Origin of the sequence: Sorangium sp. So ce1153 (assembly GCF_051521595.1) — a bacterium.
Lineage (GTDB): Bacteria > Myxococcota_A > Polyangia > Polyangiales > Polyangiaceae > Sorangium.
On the sequence record NZ_CP150361.1, the window covers coordinates 11,882,586 to 11,902,399 of the forward strand.

13 protein-coding genes are annotated in these 19,814 nt (G+C 71.0%); 5 read left to right on the forward strand and 8 right to left on the reverse strand.

From position 1 onward, the window contains the following. Window positions 1–8 precede the first annotated feature (8 nt). The 4 genes from WME85_RS43150 to WME85_RS43165 are packed head-to-tail and all read right to left on the reverse strand — an operon-like array spanning window position 9 to window position 5,810. Window positions 9–1,070, reverse strand: a complete 1,062-nt coding sequence (locus tag WME85_RS43150; protein ID WP_437304895.1) for a hypothetical protein — start codon at window positions 1,068–1,070, stop codon at window positions 9–11. 29 nt (window positions 1,071–1,099) lie between these two features. Next, window positions 1,100–2,152 (reverse strand): hypothetical protein, encoded by a 1,053-nt coding sequence (locus tag WME85_RS43155; RefSeq protein ID WP_437304896.1) that lies wholly within the window; start codon window positions 2,150–2,152, stop codon window positions 1,100–1,102. After that, window positions 2,149–4,359, reverse strand: a complete 2,211-nt coding sequence (locus WME85_RS43160; RefSeq protein ID WP_437830055.1) for a hypothetical protein — start codon at window positions 4,357–4,359, stop codon at window positions 2,149–2,151. The genes WME85_RS43155 and WME85_RS43160 overlap by 4 nt, the downstream gene beginning before the upstream one ends. Beyond that, complete coding sequence (locus WME85_RS43165) at window positions 4,356–5,810, reverse strand: hypothetical protein (protein ID WP_437830056.1); 1,455 nt, start codon at window positions 5,808–5,810, stop codon at window positions 4,356–4,358. Before WME85_RS43165 ends, WME85_RS43160 begins: the two co-directional genes overlap by 4 nt. Before the next feature lie 305 nt (window positions 5,811–6,115). Between WME85_RS43165 and WME85_RS43170 the strand changes: the two genes are divergently transcribed. Continuing rightward, window positions 6,116–6,880: a hypothetical protein gene (locus tag WME85_RS43170; RefSeq protein ID WP_437830057.1), complete on the forward strand. Its 765-nt coding sequence runs from the start codon at window positions 6,116–6,118 to the stop codon at window positions 6,878–6,880. Between the two features lie 477 nt (window positions 6,881–7,357). On the opposite strand, the gene WME85_RS43175 is transcribed toward WME85_RS43170, so the two are convergent. Both WME85_RS43175 and WME85_RS43180 read right to left on the reverse strand, forming a co-directional pair. Further along, window positions 7,358–9,574 carry a hypothetical protein gene (locus WME85_RS43175; RefSeq protein ID WP_437830058.1) on the reverse strand — a complete coding sequence of 739 codons (2,217 nt, stop codon included), beginning with the start codon at window positions 9,572–9,574 and terminating at the stop codon, window positions 7,358–7,360. A gap of 254 nt (window positions 9,575–9,828) precedes the next feature. Then, window positions 9,829–10,974 carry a vWA domain-containing protein gene (locus tag WME85_RS43180; RefSeq protein ID WP_437830059.1) on the reverse strand — a complete coding sequence of 382 codons (1,146 nt, stop codon included), beginning with the start codon at window positions 10,972–10,974 and terminating at the stop codon, window positions 9,829–9,831. A gap of 234 nt (window positions 10,975–11,208) precedes the next feature. Between WME85_RS43180 and WME85_RS43185 the strand changes: the two genes are divergently transcribed. Then, window positions 11,209–13,026, forward strand: a complete 1,818-nt coding sequence (locus WME85_RS43185; protein WP_437830060.1) for a PE-PGRS family protein — start codon at window positions 11,209–11,211, stop codon at window positions 13,024–13,026. Between the two features lie 23 nt (window positions 13,027–13,049). Here the strand turns inward: WME85_RS43185 and WME85_RS43190 are convergent, their stop codons facing one another. Further along, window positions 13,050–14,531 (reverse strand): hypothetical protein, encoded by a 1,482-nt coding sequence (locus WME85_RS43190; RefSeq protein WP_437830061.1) that lies wholly within the window; start codon window positions 14,529–14,531, stop codon window positions 13,050–13,052. A 663-nt stretch (window positions 14,532–15,194) separates the two neighbouring features. Between WME85_RS43190 and WME85_RS43195 the strand changes: the two genes are divergently transcribed. Further along, the gene (locus WME85_RS43195) at window positions 15,195–15,731 is read left to right on the forward strand and encodes a hypothetical protein (protein WP_437830062.1); all 537 of its coding nucleotides are present in this window, start codon (window positions 15,195–15,197) and stop codon (window positions 15,729–15,731) included. A 103-nt stretch (window positions 15,732–15,834) separates the two neighbouring features. Here WME85_RS43195 and WME85_RS43200 read toward each other — a convergent pair whose 3' ends face one another. Continuing rightward, window positions 15,835–16,545, reverse strand: coding sequence for a helix-turn-helix domain-containing protein (locus WME85_RS43200; RefSeq protein ID WP_437830063.1), 711 nt, complete (start codon window positions 16,543–16,545; stop codon window positions 15,835–15,837). 362 nt (window positions 16,546–16,907) lie between these two features. Here WME85_RS43200 and WME85_RS43205 point away from each other — a divergent pair, with 362 nt between their 5' ends. Then, complete coding sequence (locus tag WME85_RS43205) at window positions 16,908–17,954, forward strand: serine/threonine-protein kinase (protein WP_437830064.1); 1,047 nt, start codon at window positions 16,908–16,910, stop codon at window positions 17,952–17,954. A gap of 86 nt (window positions 17,955–18,040) precedes the next feature. Continuing rightward, a complete protein-coding gene (locus tag WME85_RS43210) occupies window positions 18,041–19,693 on the forward strand; it encodes a protein kinase domain-containing protein (RefSeq protein ID WP_437830065.1) in 1,653 nt (550 codons plus the stop codon). Window positions 19,694–19,814: the final 121 nt, after the last annotated feature.

Sequence of the window (19,814 nt, forward strand, 5' to 3'; positions counted from 1 at the left end):
GAGACGCGTCAGGACATTAGGCCGAGCGCGAAGAGCGCATCGGACCAGAGCGGCCAGAGCGTGCGGTATGGGTGGGTGGCCAGGAGCACGCCACCGCCCGGGAGGCGGCGCACGTGGAACGGGGCGTGGTCGACAAGGAAGTAGACGTGCTCGCCCGTCAATTCCACCCAGGTGAGGGCCCCGCCGCCGCGGGTGAACTGCTCGCCGCGCGCCCTGGCCTGCACCGTCAGGTTGTGGATCTCCTCGGCGCGTGGCGCCGCGGCGCGCCACGCCTCGTCAGGCACATCGGCGACGGCGACGAGCGCCTCGATCAGGGCGGAGCCCGGCATGGTTAGCGCCTTGAGGACGGTCTCGCGGGAGAGCGGGATCGAGCGCCCGCTCTTGTCCGTCGGAACCACGCGCGCCCCGGTCGGCGCGGCGTCGATACGCGCGTGCAGCGCCTCCAGCGACATGCCCGCAATCAGCGAGACTTTTTCCTTGTCGTGGAGGCTGACCCACGACAGGGCCAGATCGCGCGCGATGTCGCGGGCGTCCGCGTGGTACGTCGCGCACATCGAGACCGGCGCTAGCCAGGTCCACGCGCTCGTGCAGCCGCCGGTCGAGACGCGCCTGCTCGCGTCGGGCGCGCAGAGGCGGAGCAGCAGGTCCTCGAGATCGTCCAGAACGATGTGCCACGTGAGCTCGGCTTCCGCCTCTAGGGAGCGCGGTCCGCCGCCCAAGGCGAGGTACAATTCGAGCGGAAGAATGTCCGCCACGTCGGCAGAGACCAGGTGGATGGGGCCCATCGGCTTGAGACGTTCGCTCTTGCCGGCGAAGCAGCGATAGTGGCCATAGAATGAGCGCCGGTCGTCGAGCTCCATGGCGAAGTAGGTTTCGGCATCGGTGCGTCCGAAGTGGGCGCGGATGATCGCGGCCGCCTCGTCCACGAAGTTCACGGTGCGATCCACGTCGGAGCCCATCGTCACGCGGATATACCTCCCCGGGATCACGAGAGCTGGCAAAGCCGCCGCGAACGTGTCGACCCGCTCTGCCTCGTCACACCAGGCGAAGAAATACGGCCCTGGTTTCATCCTTGGTTCACCCTCATGAGGTTGCTGGGTCAGGGCATCAGGCCGAGCGAGAAGAGCGCGTCGACCCAGAGCGGCCAGAGCGAGCGGAACGGGTGGGTCGCCAGGATCACACCGCCGCCCGCGAGGCGGCGCACGTGAAAAGGCGCGTGCTTTCGGAGGAAGCGGACGTGGGCGCGCGTGTCCGTGTGCACCTGCCATGTGGGCGGGCCTTCGCCCGTCTCCGCGATCTCGCTCGTCAGCGCCAGGATCTCTCGCGCACGCGGCTCTGCGGCGCGCCACGCCTCGTCGGGCGCCGCCGCGGCCTCGAGCGCCTTCAGCAGGGCGGAGGGCGGCGTTGCGAGCACCTTGAGGACGGTCTCGCGGGAGAGCGCGTGCGCGCGCTTGCTGCCCCCCTTGAGCGGGACGCGCGCCCCGGCCGGCGCGGCATCGACGCGCGCGTGGAGCGCTTCTAAAGATAGGCCCGCGTTGCGCGATACCATCTCCTTGTCGTGGCGCTGGAGCCACGAGAGGGCGAGGTCGCGCGCGATGTCCCGCGCGTCCGCGTTGTACGTCGCGCACATGCGGACGGGTGCGATCCAGTCTCCCCCGTTCGTGCACGCGCCGGTGCGGACGCGGCCGCTCGCGTCCGGCGCGCAGAGGCGGAGGAGGAGGTCCTCGAGATCGTCCCGGAGCAGGTGCCACGCGACCGCGGCCTCGGCCTCAATCGAGCGCGGGCCCCTGCCCCAGGCGAGTTCGAGGTAAGAGCAGAGAAACCTACGCTGGTCGCACGTGGTCATGTGGATGGGGCCGGCCGAAATGTCACGGCCGGCCTCTTCGGTGTAACAGTGGCAGCTGCAATCGAAGATACGTTTGGAGCCGGTCAGCATGACGTCGAGGCCTGCTCCAGCGGAAGGACCTGCGGCAGACTGGGTGCGGATCATCGCAACCGCCTCGTCCATGGAGGTCGTGTAAAATAGGCCATCGTCTGTCAGCATGCTGATACGAGTCCCTGGATGCATGAGCGCCGGCAGCGCCGCCAGGAACGCGTCGAGCGTCTCTGCCGCGTCACACCAGGCGAAGAACGACGGCCCTGATTCGCTCATAGCTGGGTCACCTTGATGGGGTGATTGAATCCTTTCAGGGTCACCTTCTTGCGCGTCGTCGTGTTGAAGAGGTACCCGTCATTGACACTGTACGTTTTTTCCGGCTTGAATTTCGCACCGCGCGTCATGATGAGCTCGACCTGCTCGACATCCCCCGCGACCCCCTTCTTCCGTAGCCCCTCCATCCCGTTCGACAACTGCTTGAACACATCGTCTAGCTCAACCGGGTTGCCCCCTTTCACTTCGCTCACGATCAGCTTCTGCCCGCGGGAGACCGTCACGAAGTCAGGAGCCTTCCCACCGGACATGCCGGGGAGCGACTCGTCTGGAAGGTCGAGCATCTTGCGCACGCCGCCGTCGCCGACGCCGAGGAGCGCCCGCCCTTCGCGGGTCATGTGGCTGATCGCCGCCTTCTCGAAGGTGTTGAACCCGGCTTTCGTGACGTGCCCGTCCAGCGTCTTGTACCCGCGGAGCCTCCATACCTCGAACCCCTTGACAACGACCTTATCGACCTCCGCAATCTCCCCGGCGACCCGGATCGCATCCGGCGTCATCCCGCCGGCGCCCTTGATTCCGCGCCAGCCAGGCCCGACCGCCGCGAGCCCGAACCCCAGCCCCGAGAAGATCCGCTCCTCGTCGCTCAGCTCTCGCCCGGCCGGCAGGCACCACTCCTTACCCGTCACCGCCTCGCACAGGTCGAGCGCCGGCCCCACCACCGGCACGAACCCCACCCCGATGCGCGTCGTCGCGTGCACCAGCGTCAGCATCACCTCACCGTACGCCTCGACGCCTTCCCCGACCGTCGACATCGCCCCCGCGAACGCGCTGATCGTCTGGTAGAGCTGCGTCTGCTCCAGGTCGAGCGCCTCCCCCGTCCACTGGTTCAGGCTGTCCTTCATCTGGTCCGCCAGCGCATCGAACCGCGGCTTCAGCACTGTGTCCACCTGCGCCCGCAGGTCCGCCGGCACCGGCGAGTCCTCGAACCAGTCCGACGCATCCATGAACCGCCGCACGACCGCCGTGATCCGGTTCTGCGCCTTCAGGAACGCGTTCGTCTCCGCCAGCGACACCCCCATCCGGTCGCGCAGCGCGATCTCCAGCGCCGCGCTGTTCTCTCGCCACGCCCGCACGTTCGCCACGAAGTCCGCCCGCGCGACCACCACCCCGCCGCTCACGTCGGCCTCCAGCGCCGCGATCGCCGCGTCCGCGTACGCTGCGTACGGGTCCCTCCCCTCGTCGAACGCCCCGTCCACCTCCGCGATGTCCGGCACCTCGACCCACGGCACCTCGCTCTCCCCGAGCGCGTACGCCCCCGGGTCGTCCGGATCCCATCCCTCGGCGCGCGCGTCCTGCGTTGCCAGATCCGCCACATCGTCCGCCTGCGCGCCAAACTCGTCGATCAGCCGCGCGAGCTCGTCCTCGAGATCGCTGACGCTCTTCTTCAGGTCGTCGACGAGCTGCTCCATCGCCGCCCGCGTCTCCGCGTCGACCACGTCCTTGTACCGGTCGAGGATTCCGTCGAGATCGGTCCGCGAGATCTCGTCCAGCGGCCGGCTCGCCAGGTCGTGCAGCTCGGTGTCGAGCTGCCGCAGCAGATCCATCCTCGCCCGCAGGTCCGCGACCTTGGCGGCGTCACGGATGATCGCCTCCATCAGCCTGGCGATCGCGACCTCCAGCACCGCGATGTCGCGCGCCAGCGGCGGGTTGATCTCCGCGAGGCTCAGATCGACCTCGGTGCGGCCCTCGAATCCCGTCCCATCGCGGCGGACGTCGAAGAGCGGTTTGTTCAGCCCGAGCGGCGCCGAGACGAGGTGCACCACGTCGTGCGCGTGGGTACACCAGTCGCTGCCGTTCATGGTGTGGATCCCGAAGCGGAACTCGTTTCCGCCCACGAAGAGCAGCACCGAGTCGAACTCCGCCTCGAGCGTGTTGCTCTGAGAGCCGTCGCCTTCGACCGTCAGCCCGCCCGGAACCCCGTAGGTGGGCAGGGGCGTCCGGTTCACCTCGAAGATGGCGTCGCCCTCCGTCTCCAGCTCGGGGTCCGCGCACGAGGCGATGTCCTGGCGGCTGACCCAGTGCACGCTGTACGGCGTGCCGGCCCACCCCAGCGACGGCGCCAGCAACGCCAGCACCGTCACCAGCGCGACGAGCCTCCGGAACACCGCGGCGCTCCACGCCCGCAGCGCAACCCCCTTCGAGCCGCTCATGTCCCCTCCGCGCCGCGCACGGCGGCGTCATACGCGATCGCGGCGCCCTTCACGTCGCCCGCGTCGAGCCTCGCCTGCGCCGCATCGAGCGCCGCCGCCGCCATCCCCTTCTCCCGCAGCGCCGCCAGGCCCGCCGCGATCTTCCGCGGCACGCCCGTCCTGAGCTCCGCCTCCGCGGCGTCGAACCGCCCTCGAAGCGCCGCGCACCCGGCCTCGCGCCACGACGCCCCCGCGGCCTCGCAGAGCGGCCGCATCTGCACCAGCGCCAGGAGCTCCCCGCACCGCTCGGCGAGCAGCGGCAGCCCGAGCTTCTCGCTCACCGGCGGCGGCGCCGACACCGCCGCCGCCCGCGCGCGCGCTCCTTCGCCGAACACCTCCGACGCCCGCTGGATCCGCGACCTCGCGATCGCCTCCCGCGCCCCCTCGTCCATCTGCAATGCGCGGAGCGCCTGCCGGCGCATCGCGATGCCGCCGAGCAGCGCCGTCGCGGTCGCGTCGCTCCGGGCCACCCGCCGCTCTGCGTAGCCCAGCATCGCGCTCAGCGAGCGCAGCGCCCCCGAGGTCATGTCGGGCACGACCGCGCCGTGCGCCGCGAGGAACTCCTCGTGGGGCGCGATCGCCTCGTCGAACGAGCCCGCGAACGCCTGGAGCTCCGCCGACAGCGTCATCACCTCCGCGGCGAGCTCGCTTGGTGCCCGGCTCGCCTCGCGCGCCGCCGCGAACACCGCCTGCTCCGCGCCGTCGAGGCCTTCGACGTCCGACCGCGACGCCTGCTCCGACAGCGCGACGTACGCCGCCGTCTCCGCCGCCTCGGTCGCGCGGTACGCGGCGAACCTCTCCGCGGCGCCCGCGTACCTGGATCGCAGCGGCGCGGCGTCGCTCCGGGCCTGGTCGAAGAACGCCTGCACGACCGCCATCGCCTGCTTGTCGGCGGCGAGCACGGCAGCGAGCGGCTCCCTCTCCGCGCTCGCCTTGTCGGTCATCGCCTCCTTGAAGCCATCGGCCGCGTGGACCGGCTCTCCCTCGAGGATCTCCTCCTGGCGATACCTGACCTCCGAGAGGAGCCCGCGGAGCCTGCCGGCCAGGGTCGCCCGCAGCGACTCGGCGTTCTTCGCATCGTCCCTCACGTAGTCGACCGCCTCATTCAGATGGCCGCGCCAGACGTCGAGCCAGTACGTGCTCGCGACCAGCTCATCGAGCGTCACGTCGCTCGGCCACGTGGCCCACATCTCGATGGGCAGCGCGGCGTCCTTCTCGGCCTTGCTCCACGCGCTGCCAGGGCCCAGGTTCGCGCCCACGCAATGCTCCTCGCCGCCCGCCGGCGCCGCGCAGAAGCTCCCGAGCGCGTCATCCCCGCGCTCCCACAGGCACCCTGCCACCGTCACGCCGGGCGCCAGCGCGGCGAGGGCCCCCGCGAGGGTCACCGCCCGTCGCCTCGTTCGCCTTCTCATGCTCATTCCCTCCACCCTGCAGTTCTTCTCACCGGCGGAAGCTCTCCCGCTTGCCTGCCAGCGACAAGCGCCATCACGGAGCCGTAGGACATTGCTCAGCCGAGGAGCGCGCCCCGAGCTCCACTGCCATCCGTCCTCAGCGCACAGTCCATCGCCCGGGGTCGCGACGTATCGAGAGAGCAAAAAACCGGCGGCCGGAGCACGGCGAGCGCTCAACAATCCTCTTCCAATCGCTGAAACTCCCATTGTAGTTTCCGCTCTCATTGCCGCCGTCCGGCTTTGCCGGTCGGCAGGGAGGAATCAGCATGGATTATTCAGATGAGGTCCTCGAGGCCACGCCGGAGCGCGCCACCAAATTCCTGACGGGGATGGGCGCCGTCGCCGCGATTCGCACGATGATGGCCGCGGCGGGGATGACCGATGACGATATCCTGGAGGGCCGCACTCTCCTCCTCGATGTCCTCGCCGCTCCTCGCAAGATCGGCGCGCCGCCCGATACCGACGATGCCAGGATGCAGCGCGCCGCGACGACGGAGCTCGATCAATGGGATGAGCCCAACTTCGCCCGTCACGGCGCCGCCCTCAGGCGGCGTTTCCCCGACGTGCACGCCTATGTCTTCAAGGACCTCTCGCCCTCCACCGGCACCGCCGCCGTCCAGGGAGTCGCCACCTTCCTCAAGCGGCTCGACGCCCTCGAGGGCGGCGCCGACCCGGACCGCGCCGGGACCAAGCAGAGCGACAAGAAGGCAGTCGCCTTCCTCGCCACCCGTGGCCTCGACAAGGCAGAACGCAAGCGCCTCCAGGGACTCGTCGACGTCGCGCTCGGCCCGACATCCCCTCTGCCGGACCAGGTCGAGCTCCCGGACGCCGCGCGCCGGCGCGAGGCGCTCTCGAAGCTGCGCGGCTGGTTCGACGAGTGGTCGACGACCGCGCGCGCGGTCGTCAAGAAGCGGGGCTACCTGATCCGCCTCGGCCTCGCGAACCGCAAGGCGCCCCGGCGCAAGGCCGCCGCCGCGCCCACCGCACCCGCCAGGCCGGTCGATCAGACCGGCGCGACCGATCTGGAGTAGCCCAGCACACCAGTTGCAGCTTCCGGCGCGTGGCCGAGACCTTCCGACGCGCGCCGGAAGCTTCCGTCGCGGAAACGAAGCCCTCCGGCGTGCTCCGGAGCACGAGATTTCGCGTACTTAGCGGCGCCGTCCCCAGCCCCGGCATCGTCCGGCGCGCCCCCGAAGCTGAATTCCCCGGCAATTTCGCGCTCCGTCCCGCGACGGAAGCTCCGGGAGCGCGTCGGAAGCCTTCCGCCGGGCGACGGAAGCTTTCCTTCCAGTGTCGGAAGCCTTCGTTCTGGCGACGGTCGCCTGCGCGCGCGCGACGAAGGCCTTTCAGCACATGCCCGAGGCCTTCGCGCGCCCATCTCGCTCACCATCGCACGCGCACGGAGCGCTTCGCGCATCGCCTCGGCCGAGCGCGCCCCTCACGCCGCGCCCGCCGATCGCGCCCTCCTGAACCGGGACCGTCGGCGCGGCGCCGATCCGCGGCGCGGCTCACACGCCGGCTTCGACCGCGCCGGCGACCTGCTGGAGGAGCACCGCCTGCTCGATCACCTCGGGCAGCACCCCCAGGTCCGCGTGCTGCGCGCCCGCGTCCTCGCGCCCCGCGCCCACGTCCTCGCGCCCCGCGCTCACATCCTCGCGCGCCCCGCTCACTTCCTCGCGCGCCCCGCTCACTTCCTCGCGCTCCGCGGCCCGGCGCAGCGCCGCGATCTCCGCCTGCGCCGCGACCAGCGCCTGCTCCAGCTCGTCGTGGAGCGCCGCGGGCGACGCGGCCGTGCCGCGCGCCTCGCCGAGCTCCCGCTCGAGCTGCGCGATCTTCCAGCCCGCCGCCCGCACGTCGGCCTCGCTCGAGGCGGCGCTCCGCGCCAGCGCGTCGAGCTGCTGCCGCAGCGCCTCCGCGGCGTCGCCCGGCCCGCCCGCCCCAGGGAGCCCCCCGCCCGGCCCGCCGCCCGTCGCCTGGCCCGACCCGCCGTGCCCGCCCGCGCCCGCCTCGAACACCGTCCCGAGCTCGTCGACGAGCTCCTTGCCCACGCGCTCGCTCTCCCGCAGCTGCGCCTTGAGCGACGCGATCACGTGGCCCCGGTCCCGCAGCGCCTCCTCGAGGCTCGCGATCTCCGCGGCCGCCGCCTCGCCCGGGTCGCGCTTCTCGAGCTCCGCGGCCCGCTGCTCCAGGGCCGTCACGCTCTGCTCCAGCTCGACGATCCGCGCCTCCAGCAGCAGCCGGCGCGCCTCGAGCGCGCTCCGCTGCTCCTCCAGCGCGCGGTTCTCCCGCTCGAGCCGGCTCGCCCGCTCCTCCAGCCGGTCGCGCTCGCGCGCGAGCTCGTCCAGCTTCGCGGTCGCCTCGCGCCGCGCGCGCTGCGCCTCCTCCAGCGCGCGCTCGCTCTCCTGGGCCCGCCGCCGCGCGGCCTCCCGATCCGCCGTCGCCTTCGACAGCTCGCGCCGCGTCCCCGCGGCGGCGGCCTCGAGCTCCTCCACGCGCGCCGCGAGCGCCGGGTCGGGCGCCGCGACCGCGGGCCTCGCCTCGAGCTCGGCGATCCTGGCGCGCGCGGCGTCGAGCTCGGCCGTCGCGGCGTCGAGGCGGTCCCGGGCGCCGGCGATCTCCGGCCGGTTGCGGATCATCCCGAGCTCGAGCTCGACCTTGGTCCGCACCCGCTTCTCGTCGTCGAGCTGCTTCGTGAGCCGGGTCGCGCGGTCGCGCTGGCTGCGAAGCTCCTCCTCCATGTCGCGGATCTGGTGCGCCAGGCGCTCGGCGCGGACGTGGGTGTCGCCCGCCCTGGCCTCGACCTCCCGCAGGCGCGCCGCCCGCGCCTCGAGCTCGGCCTCGACCTCGGCGAGGCGCGCCGCCGTCGCGACCGCGCTCTCGGCGCGCGCCCCGGCGTCCTCGCGGTCGCGCTGGTGCCGCGTGCGCAGCTCCGCGAGCTCGCCCCCGAGGCGCTCGGCGCGGCCCTCCGCCTCGCTGAGCGCCTCGGGCGAGGGCCCGACGCTCGCGACCGGGAAGCCGGCGAACGGCAGCTCGATCACGGCGAACGCGTCGAGCCGGGGCAGGCGCTCGCCGGCCACGGCGATGAACCACTCCGGCTCCTCGGAGCTCTCGAGGATCGACGTGTCGACGCTGACCTCGGGCTCGCCCTTCGGCGCGAACTCCGCGACCGTGTAGCCGACGAACGGCGCCTGGCCGATCATCCGCACCTGCTTGAACTGGAGCGCCACGAGGTCGTAGAGCGCGTAGTAGCCGGGCGCCGCGCCGCGCCGCGCGCCAGCGGGGAGCAGGCCGCGCGCGACGTCGGGGTTCGGCGACGCGACGATGGCGGCGCCGCTCGCGGCCGTGAGCCGGCGGGCGCGCCGGAGGATCTCGGCCGGCTCGCTGAAGATCGAGAGGTCGGGGATGACGAGCGTGTCGAAGGCGCCGTCGCGCACGCCGAGGTCGCCGTCGAACACGGCGTAGCTCGGGTGCGGCTGCCGCGTGGCCCCGGATCGCGCGAGCATCTCCGCGACGCGCGCCGCGTCCGGATCGTAGGCGTGGACGAGGCGGGCTCCGCGCTGGAGCAGCCGGTCGGCGAGGCCGATGGTGGCGTCCCCCAGGACCGCGACCCGCCGGCCGCGCACCAGCGGCTCGAGGTAGGCGCTCAGCACCAGAGCGGGGTGGAGCGCAGCAGGGGCGGCGTGCCGCGGCGAGCCCGCAGCGGCGAGGGGGGACTCCGTCGTCATGGTCCCGTCCTCTTACGGCGCGAGAGCCCGGGAGTCCACAAAGCGCAGTGCAGAGTTGCAAGGATCTGCCCGCCGCGCCGGGCGCCGGTCCCCGCCCCCGGGCCCGGCGCGGCGGGTTTTCCCCGCGCCGATGACGCTCCGCGTCTCCGCCGCGCCCGGAGGCCCTCCGTGGTCCTCGATGTCAGCTCCGCGACACCTGCGCGGCGGCGCCGTGGCCGTCGATCCGGGCAGCAGGCTGGGCCGCGCGCGGCGGGTCAGCGGATCACTGTCTCGCAGCCGAGCAGGATCTGGATCTTCGCGGCGGCTGCGTTCCTCGCCGCATTGCACGTGTCGGGGCACAGCACGAGCGCCGTCGGGTCGTCCGGGTCGTCGTAGCGCCAGCCTGGACCGTCGCAGCCGGGGCGCTGCGGCAGGATGTCCTGCGGCGCGCCGTCCAGTCCGAACAGCACGTTGACGTCATTGAAGGCGACCTGCCCGCCGGCCACCTGGTCCGGGACCTCGACCTCGCACGGCAGCGCCTGACCCGTCACCTTCGCGAGCGCGCGCTCGAACTCGCGGGCGATGTTGGTCGACGCGACGAGGACCGCGGCGTCCGTGCCGCCCGCGGCCGCGATCTGGTTGGCGATGCTCTGATCGACGCCCGGGAGCCCGATCACGTAGGTGCGCACCGGGGGGCGGTAGCGCGCGCCCGCCGCCGCGAGCCCCGCGATCGCGGCCGGGTCCTCCGGGTTCGCGCCGCCGCACTGGGCCGCGGGCCCCTGCGGCTTGCCGTCGGTGACGAGCAGCACCGCGGAGGCCTCGCCGGGGTGGTTCTGCGCCATCTCGATGCCCTGGAGCAGCGCGCCGCCCAGCGCCGGATAGATGGGCGTGCTCAGCCCGTCCGGCTCCTCGGCCTCGATGGCCTCGATGATGGCGCTCGCGTTGTCAGGGAGCGGGCCGAACGGGACGAGCGGCGTCTTGTAGGCGTTCTGATCGCAGGCCGGCACGGCGTCCGCGTCCCGCGGGAAGAAGCGCAGCGCCACGCGCACGCCGGTGAACCGCGCGCTGTTGACGAACGCCTTCAGGCCGGCCTTCGCGCTCTCCCACTTGCTCTCCACCATCGGGTCGTCTCCCGCCATCGAGGACGATTTATCCATCATGATGAAGAGATTGAGCGGGACGATGACCGCCTCCTCCGTGACGAGCCCGCACGCGGCGTCCGGGTCGGGGGGGATATCGATGGGCGCGTCGCCCAACAGCCCCCCATCCGGCTCGACGCCTCCGCCCGAGCCGGCTCCTTCCGATGAGGACGAACCGGAATCGAGCCCCGAGTCCGGGGAGCAAGCGCCGTGGAGCCCGGCGGCGGCGGCGATCCCGAGCAGGGAGGCGAGCGAGAGGCGGTGGAGCGGTGCAAGGCGCATGGTCGAGCTGTCGGGCGGGAGATGCGGGAGCGGGCAGCGGGAAGGAGCGCAGATGTAGACTACCGGAGTCGGCGGCAGGCGCGAGGGCGAACTCGATGGATCGTGAGCTGGCTCGCGCCGGCGCGGCGCAGCGCGGCACGGCGTCATCGTGGCGTATGCGGCGCGCCGTGGAGGGCGATTACGTTCGGCGTGACAAAGTCTTTCCGCGCGACGCGTGAAGGTGCAGAATTAAGCATGCGCGCGCAACTCTTCCTCGGAACGACCTCTCTGCTGGCGATGCTCTCCGCGCTCGGTTGCGCCGAGAGCAGCTCGATCGACGGACCCATCGGGCCGGTGTCGGGCACCGGGGGCGGCTCCGGAGCGGGCGGCGCGGCCTCCTCGTCAACCTCGTCAAGCAGCGCCACCACGACGTCATCGAGCGGTAGCGGGGCTGGCACGAGCGGCGCGAGCGGCTCGGGCGGGGGCGAAGGCGGCTCGGGTGGAGAGGGTGGCAGCGGCGAGGTGGGCGGCGGAGACGGGGGCGGCGGCGGCGAGGTCACCGATCCGTGCGCGATGGGGTGCCTCCCGGGGACGCACGACGTCGACGGCAACCCGCTCACGGGCGAGTGCGGCTGTGAATACGCGTGTACGCCGACCTCGACGAGCGAGGATCCGATCGACGGGGACTTCGTCGACGCCAACTGTGATGGCGGCGACGGGCTCGTGGAGCAGTGCGTGTACGTCTCGGCGAGCGAGGGGGACGACGCCAACAGCGGGACGCGCACGGCGCCGCTCAGGACGATCGCCGCGGCCATCGAGGTGGCGAGGGACAGCGCGGTCCCGGCGGTGTGCCTCTCCGGCGAGCTCTACGATGAGGCCGTCACTGTCGTGTCCGGTATCAGCATCTATGGCGGGTTCAATCACGAGGACCCTGATTTCAAGTTCCGGAGGACGGCCGCGGTGACCACCACCGTGCGCGCGCCAGGCACGGTGTTCAATGCGCCGTCGATCGAGCAGCCGACGCACATCGAGGGCATCACGATCGAGGCGCTGACCTCGCCGTCGGCGGGGTCGAGCACCTATGGAGTGCGCCTCGGCGGGGGGACCGCGGAGCTCTTCGTTCGGTTCAACCAGATCAACGTGGCGGAGGGCCAGGCGGGCGCTCCGGGGACGAACGGGGCGGCGCACGCGGCGGGGACGGCGACGGGGGGGAACGCGGGAGAGCAGGGCTGCAACGACTGTAGCGGACTCGGGAATGCCGGCCCGGCTCCCGTGTGCGACGAGCCTGGCGGCAGAGCCGGGTACGGTGGACATGGCTCCAACACCGGAGCGGCGGGCCACCCGGGCAGCAAGGGCGCGGCGGGCGGCGCGGGAGGCGCCCCGTTGCGCTGCTTCAGGACCAGGTCATCAGGACAAAATGGCGCGCCGGGCATGGCGGGGTCGCAGGGGACGCCAGGGACGGGGGGCGCGAATCTCGGCAGCATCGCCTCGGGCGTCTACCAGCCTGCGAACGGCACCAACGGGCAACCGGGAATCAACGGCGGCGGCGGCGGCGGCGCGGGCGGCGGCGGCGGCGGCTCGTGCGAGGTAGGCCCCGATGATCGCGGCGGTGGCGGCGGCAGCGGCGGATGCGGCGGGCTCGGCGGCCGCGGCGGTACTGCTGGCCGCGGTGGAGGCGGGAGCTTTGCAGTCTTCGCGGCGGCTGGACGGGTGGTCGTCTCCGGCAACGAGATCACGACCGGAAAGGGCGGCAACGGCGGCCGCGGCGGCAACGGCGGAGCGCCACAGCTCGGGGGGAACGGCGGCCCTGGCGGCCCCGGTCCCGATGACGCCGGCAACGGCGGCATCGGCGGCAGAGGTGGTACTGGCGGCGACGGCGGCCCGGGCGCGGGCGGCGGCGGCGGCCCGAGCGCCTGCCTGGCGCGAGCCGCGAGCGTCAACTTCACGTTTGGAGGCAACAGTTGCTCGACCGGCGCCCCCGGGTATGGCGGCGCCGGCGGCACGACCCCGAGCGGCGGCGCCGCGGGCGCGGGACAGGACGGCAAGGCGGCCGCGAACCTGCAGATCAACTGACCTGCGTCGCGCCGCTCGGAGACCTATCTCCCGACTCGCCGAAGGTCGACCTTCGCCACGACGGAGCTGAACCCGCCGGTAGCCGAGATCTTGATCTCGTTGCCAAAATCCAGCGTCCCGTCGTTGATTCCAAAGGCTACAAGCGTGTTCGTCGCCGGATCGCTGTCGATGCCGGCGATCCCTTGCCCTGTCGCAGCATCGCCGAAACGCCTACTCCAGATGTGCTCCCCGCCAGCGCTCAGCTTTGCGATCGTCCAGTCCCGATCCTGTCTTCCGCCGAGCAACCCGCCCCCGAAGTCGACAGCGCCTGCAAGCCCAGCGCCCAGCACGATGTCTCCGGCGGCGTCGGCGGCGACGTGAATCCCGAAAGGTGACACGAACGGGAAGCTTGCATTGATATCGAACTGGGGCAAAGCATCCCCGAATTTCAACGACCACAGGTGGGTTCCCGCGGAAGACAGCTTCACGAGCAGGAGGTCCGAATCTTCCAGTCCACTCGTCTGCTGGGCGCCTCGAACCCCTTGCGTGGCGATATCGACGGCTCCTGTGAACGCCGCAGCCGCGACCAGATCTCCTCGCGCATCGACATCGATGTCAGCCACCCAGGCATCGCCCTCTCCTTGGATCACAACGGACCAATCCCTCTTCCCGGAGGGCGCGAGCTTGAGAAGGAAGGAGCCGGTCCCCGACGGGCTCAGGGCCGAGATCTCGTCGAAGCTGACCTCGGTGAACCCCTTGAAGCGGCCCCCCACGACGATATTTCCGTCGGGATCCACGGCCACCGCAGTTGCCTCGATCCTCGTCGTCGTGGCCTCAGGATCTCCCAGCTGAAGGCTCCATCGCACGTCCCCCGTCTTGCCGTCCAACTTCACGATGAAGGCGTCCCTCGATGCGGTCGTCAAGGTCGAAGAACCGAGGCTCACCTCTCCTCCGAAATAGCCGACCAGGATCACGTCACCGTCGGGCGTAGCCGATGAATCCACGGCGAAGAGGTGCCCCGTCCCCGTGAACAGGTTGCGCCTCCAGATCAGCTCGCTGCCGGACAGGAACCTGGCCACGAAGCAACCATCCTCATCGGGACTCGGCGCCGTGAGCGTATCACCAGAGCCGAAATCGATGCTCCCCTCGTACGAACCCGACCAGACAACGCTGTCGTCAGGCAGCACCGAAAGGCGCGATTCAATGGCTCCCTCGGAGGTAGTCACCGGCAGCCATCGACTGAAGCCATGGCTGCCGTCCGGCTTCAGCTTGGCGAGAAAGAAAGCCGGATGAGACGATATCAGCGGCGGACCCCCGAAGTCAGTGGTGCCTTGAAAGACTCCTGAGAGGAGGATGTTCCCCTTCGAGTCGAGCCGAGCGCTCTCTGGCAAGACCAACTCATGGCTCTCGAAGCTCTTCGCCCAGACCACTCCTGAGCACGAATCTTCGTCGCAGTCCTCGAACTCGTCGAGGCCCAGGACCTGAGCGCACGACGCAGTGCCCAGGAGGGCACCCAGGGCGAGCACGCGGGAGGTGTAGACGAGGGGCGGAGAGGGCGGAGCGCGGCGCATGATGACGTATGAGGCCCCAAAGAGTCACGACCGTCAAGATTGAAGCAAGACGCGAAGGAGCGCGTCGACGTCGATATCGCTCTTTCTGGCTCCAGGCCGTGCGCTCGATCTGATGAACAGCGTATCTCCGACGTGATCTCACCGTCTGGGCCGACCTCGCGCGCCCGTCAGGCCATCGTGAGGCTCCGCGGACCAGGTTACTTCGAGGCCTCCGTGATCTGGCTCAGCTCCGTCGTGGTCCAGACGCGCTGCCATGCACGCCGCCCATGTCCCTCTACGATCGCCTCGTGCGCCGTGTGCTTCACGGGTCGCCCGCCGAGCCGCCTTGCCCGCCGTACCACCTCGATCTGGCCGGGGCTCAGCTCGACAGCGCCGCCCGAGGCGCAGCTCGACAGCGCCGCCCAGGGCGCAGCTCGACAGCGCCGCCCGGGTGGAACGGCCCGTCGCCATGTTGGACGATCCTCCGCTCGCGACGCCGGCGCCTCCAGTGGACGTGGACGCGCCTCCGCTAGACTGGAGCAAAGTGATGGACGCCCGTGTGAACGCGTTGCGAGCGCACGCCGACCGGGTAGAAAGGCCCTCGTAAGCGACAAGCGCTGAACCAGGAAGGCCTCCCCCATGACCACCGCGACGCAGATGCCGATGATGCCGCAGACCATGACCCCGATGATGTCCATGCCGGAGATGACCTCCGGGGCATCAATGATGCCCGGCATGATGGGCATGGGCATGCCGATGATGCCCGGCATGATGGGCATGGGCATGCCGATGATGCCCGGCATGATGGGCATGATGCCGAACATGATGAGCATGATGCAGAACATGATGGGCATGGGCATGCCGATGATGCCCGGCATGATGGGCATGATGCCGAGCATGATGAGCATGATGCCGAGCATGATGGGCATGATGCCGAGCATGATGGGCATGATGCAGAACATGATGGGCATGGGCATGCCGATGATGTGCAAGATGTCCTGTGAGATGGGCAAGGACGGGATGACCTGCAAGATGATGCCCCCCGAGGGCATGTCGATGGACATGCTCAAGGAGCGCTGCGAGGCGATGATGAAGATGATGTCGGCCGGAATGCCGATGACGATGATGTGCGGCGGGATGCCCATGATGATGGGCATGTCCACCATGACCAAGTAGCCTGCCGCGGGCCTCCTCGGATCGACGGAACGCCGGCCCATGCCGGCGTTCTCTCATTTTGTCTCCCCTGCTCCGCTGTTCCCCACGGGGAACGCGCCCCAGCTCAGGGCGCTGACAGGGAATAGGTCATCACCAGGTACATCAGCGAGTCGACGTTCGCCGGATTGCGGTAGACGTGCGGAACATCCGCCTGAAAGACGAGCGCATCGCCCGTCGCGAGCAGGAACCGCTGTCCATCGACGCTGATCTCGACCGTCCCCTGGCTCACCACGATGTTCTCGGTGGTCCCGGGCGGATGGGGGTCGGCGTTCTCGATACCGAGCGGGGCCAGGTGCAGCTCGTAGAACTCGACCGTTCTCGGCGTATCGAACGGGAAGAGGGCGCGGGACGTGAACTTGCCGTCATGAGAGGTCAGCCGCTTCGCGCGGTCGCCGCGCAGCAGCATCGGCCCGCCGGCCGAACGATTGCTGATGAGCGCCGAGAACGGCACGCCGAGCGCCCGGGCGATCTTCCACACGACGTTGATGGTGGGCGCGCTACGGCCGAGCTCGACCTGCCCGAGCATGGCGCGGCTGACGCCGGAGGCCTTCGAGAGCCGCTCCAAGGAGAGACCACGTCGCGTGCGGAGCCGCCGGAGGTTCTCCCCGACCACAGCCGTGAGCTCCGACGGCGCGTCCGGAGGAGCGACCTCGTAGGTCCACGCCTCGTCCTCGTCCAGCTCCTGCGCGTCGGGCCCGGCCTGCTGCGCGTTCACGGCGACCGGCGGCGCACAGCTCGCCGCGGGAAGGTCGGAGTTCTGTCGGACCGATCTCATATCCGGATGAGCGGCACTCTACACTGGATCATCGGGCCCGCAAGACAGCGAGCTTCGTCATCACAATGTAACGAATGCAAGCAATCGTCAGGGTTTTACGTGGACTCCTAGGATTACTCCCGAACCCGGCATGCGACGTCTCCTGTCGCGTTCCCCCTCTCCCGTACGCTCCTCCACGCGCCGCCCCGGCAGGCTCCCCCTCCCCCGCAGCCTCCCGCGTTCGCCTTCCCTCGCGCTCGACCGCCGCCGCCCAGGGTCGCCCTCCACCGTCCCTACCGCCAGGGCGCCGGAGCGGCTACAACGAGGGCCCGTCTCGCCCGAGCATGCCAGCGCAGTGCGCGCGGGACACCGAGGACCTGACGATGGACCACGACATCGACGACGTGATCGACGGCCGGTACAAGCTGCTCGAGGTGGTCGGTCAGGGAGGTCACGGCGTCGTCTACCGCGCCCTGGACCAGGAAACCGGCGCACACGTCGCTGTCAAGTGCCTCCACCCGGAATTCGCCAGCGATCCCGCGTTGAAAGCCCGCATGCGGCGCGAGGCCAGCGCCATGGGGGCGCTGTCCGGCACCAGCGCCACGCAGGTCTTCGCCTTCACCGAGGCGCCCGACGGCACGCTCTGCATCGTCATGGAGTTCCTGAAGGGCAGCGATCTCGAGACGACGCTGCGCCAGCTGGAGGCTCAGCACCAGCGGCTCCCGCTCGCCCGACTCCAGGATCTCTTCCGTCCGATCGTCGACACCCTCGACGCCGCGCACGCGCGCGGCATCGTCCACCGCGACCTGAAGCCCGCGAACATCTTCGTCCTCGACAGCGACCCGGCCAGCCCTTCCTCCTCTTCCTCACCGCCCTGGGCACGCTCTTCCGGTGACTCAGCTCACATCGACGGCGATCGCGCCCACGCCGCGGCCGGCCCCGGGCAGCCCCCGGGCGCCGGCGGCGGCGCGCAGGGCAGCGCCGCCGCGGCGCGCGGGGGCGTGCGCTTGCTCGATTTCGGCCTTGTCAAGGTCATGCAGGCCGACCCCCTCACCCGCGAGGGAGCGATCCCCGGCTCGCCCAGCTACATCGCACCCGAGGTCTGGAAGGGACGGCCCCAGGAGATCGACCACCGCATCGACATCTACTCGCTCGGCGCGGTGCTCTTCCGCGTGCTGGCGGGCCGCGTGCCGTTCTCCGGCGCCAGCCGGGTCGACATCCTGCTCGCCGCCGCCCGCGGCCCGCGGCCGAGCCTGCACGCTGTCCGGCCCGACCTGCCGCCCGAGGTGGACGCCTGGGTCGCCCGGGCGCTCGCCGTCACCCCCGAGGAGCGCTTCCAGGACGTCCGCGCGCTCTGGGGCGCGCTCGGGCCGCTCCTCGAGCGCGCCGCGCAGGCCGAGGGCGTCGCAGGCGTCGCAGGCCAGCCCTGAGCACGTTCCCCCACCCGAGCGCCTTGCGACGCAGGAAGCCGCGCTGATAGCGTGTTCCAGACCATGTCTGAATCGAGGGCCGCTGGATGAGCTCCTCGCCCGGCCTCTTGCAGCCGAATACGCGGTTCCGCAACCGCTATCAGGTCTTGCGCGTCATCAAGGCGGGCGGCATGGGCGCCGTCTACGAGGTGATGGACGACGTCACCGCGACGCGCCGCGCGCTCAAGGTGATGCTGCCCAGCCTCCTCGACAGCGAGGAGCTGCGCGCCCGCTTCGCCCTCGAGGCGCGCATCACCGGCATCATCGAGAGCGACCACATCGTCAGGACCTCGGACGCCGGCGTCGACGACGACACCGGCACGCCGTTCATCGTCATGGAGCTGCTGCGCGGCGAGGAGCTCGGCAGCCTCGTCAAGAAGCGCGGCGCCCTCCCCGCCGAGGACGTCGCGCTCTACCTGTTCCAGGCCGCGCTCGCGCTCGACAAGACGCACGCCGCGAACATCGTCCACCGCGACCTCAAGCCGGACAACCTGTTCGTCACGGTCCGCGACGACGGCTCCCCGTGCGTGAAGATCCTCGACTTCGGCATCGCCAAGGTCATCGAGCAGCACCACGCCTCCACGCTGACGCGGCAGATGCTCGGCACGCCCGTGTACATGGCGCCGGAGCAGATCCGGGCCGAGCGCAACATCGGGCCGCGCGTCGACATCTACGCCCTCGGGCACGTCGCGTACGCGATCCTCGTCGGCGAGTCGTACTGGGCCCAGGAGGCCGAGGTGATCCCGTCTCCTTACCTGCTCGCGTCAGAGCTCCTGCGCGGCGCGACGGAGCCGCCCAGCACCCGCGCAGCGCGCCGGCGCTCCTCGACGCTGCCTGCCGAGTTCGACGGCTGGTTCCTCAAGGCGACGGCGGTCAGGGCGGAAGACCGCTTCGAGCGCGCGTCCGTCGCGGTGAGCGCGCTCGCCGCCGCGCTCGACGTCGCGCTCCCGCGGGCGCCGCGCGCCGTGCTCCTGCCGGATCCGCCGCCGCCCGGCGCCATCCCGAGCCCGAGCCCGACGCCGAGCCCCACCCCGAGCCCGACCGACCCGACGCAGCCCTCGCGGCCCGGAGCGGCGGTGGGCTTCGCCGACGTGCCGACCGTCACCGTGCCCGAGCTGGCCAGGACGCCCTCGTCGTACCGCGGCCCGAGCCCGGCGCCGCCCACCGTGAAGGCCCCGGAGACGCGGCCCCGGCCGTCGACGATCCCGTCGGCGTTGCCCTCGTCGCTGCCGCCCTCGCTCGAAGCGCCGAGCCGGACGAGCGCCCCCGGGGGCGAGCCGTCGCGGAGGACCGATCCGACGTCGCGGCGCGACCGCGTCCCGCAGCGCCGGTTCCAGGTGAGGCCCGACGCCGCGACAGGGGTCCTGCACGTGAAGGTCTGGGGGTTCTGGGACGTCGACGAGGGCAGAGCGTACCTCGACGATTTCCGCCAGAAGGCCTCGACGCTGCTCCACCTGGGCAAGCCCTGGTACGTGCTCGCGGACATCGCGGACTTCCCGCCGCAGAAGCCCGACGTGAGCCCCTACGTCGAGCAGACCATGGCCTACGCCGTCGAGCACGGCATGCGCAGGGCGGCGAACCTCGTGAACAGCGCGCTCTCGAAGATGCAGATCTCCCGCCTGTCGGCTGCCATGGGGCTGCCCGAGTACTCGTTCTTCACCTCGGAGGCCGACGCCATCGCGTGGCTCCTCAAGGGCTGAGCGCGACGCCGAGCGCGGCGCCGGACACGACGACCGAGCGCGCTCAGCCGAACACAACGCCGGAGCGCGCTCAGCCGAGCGCGAGCCGGCGGCGCCGCCCGGCCGCACCGCCGACAGAAGG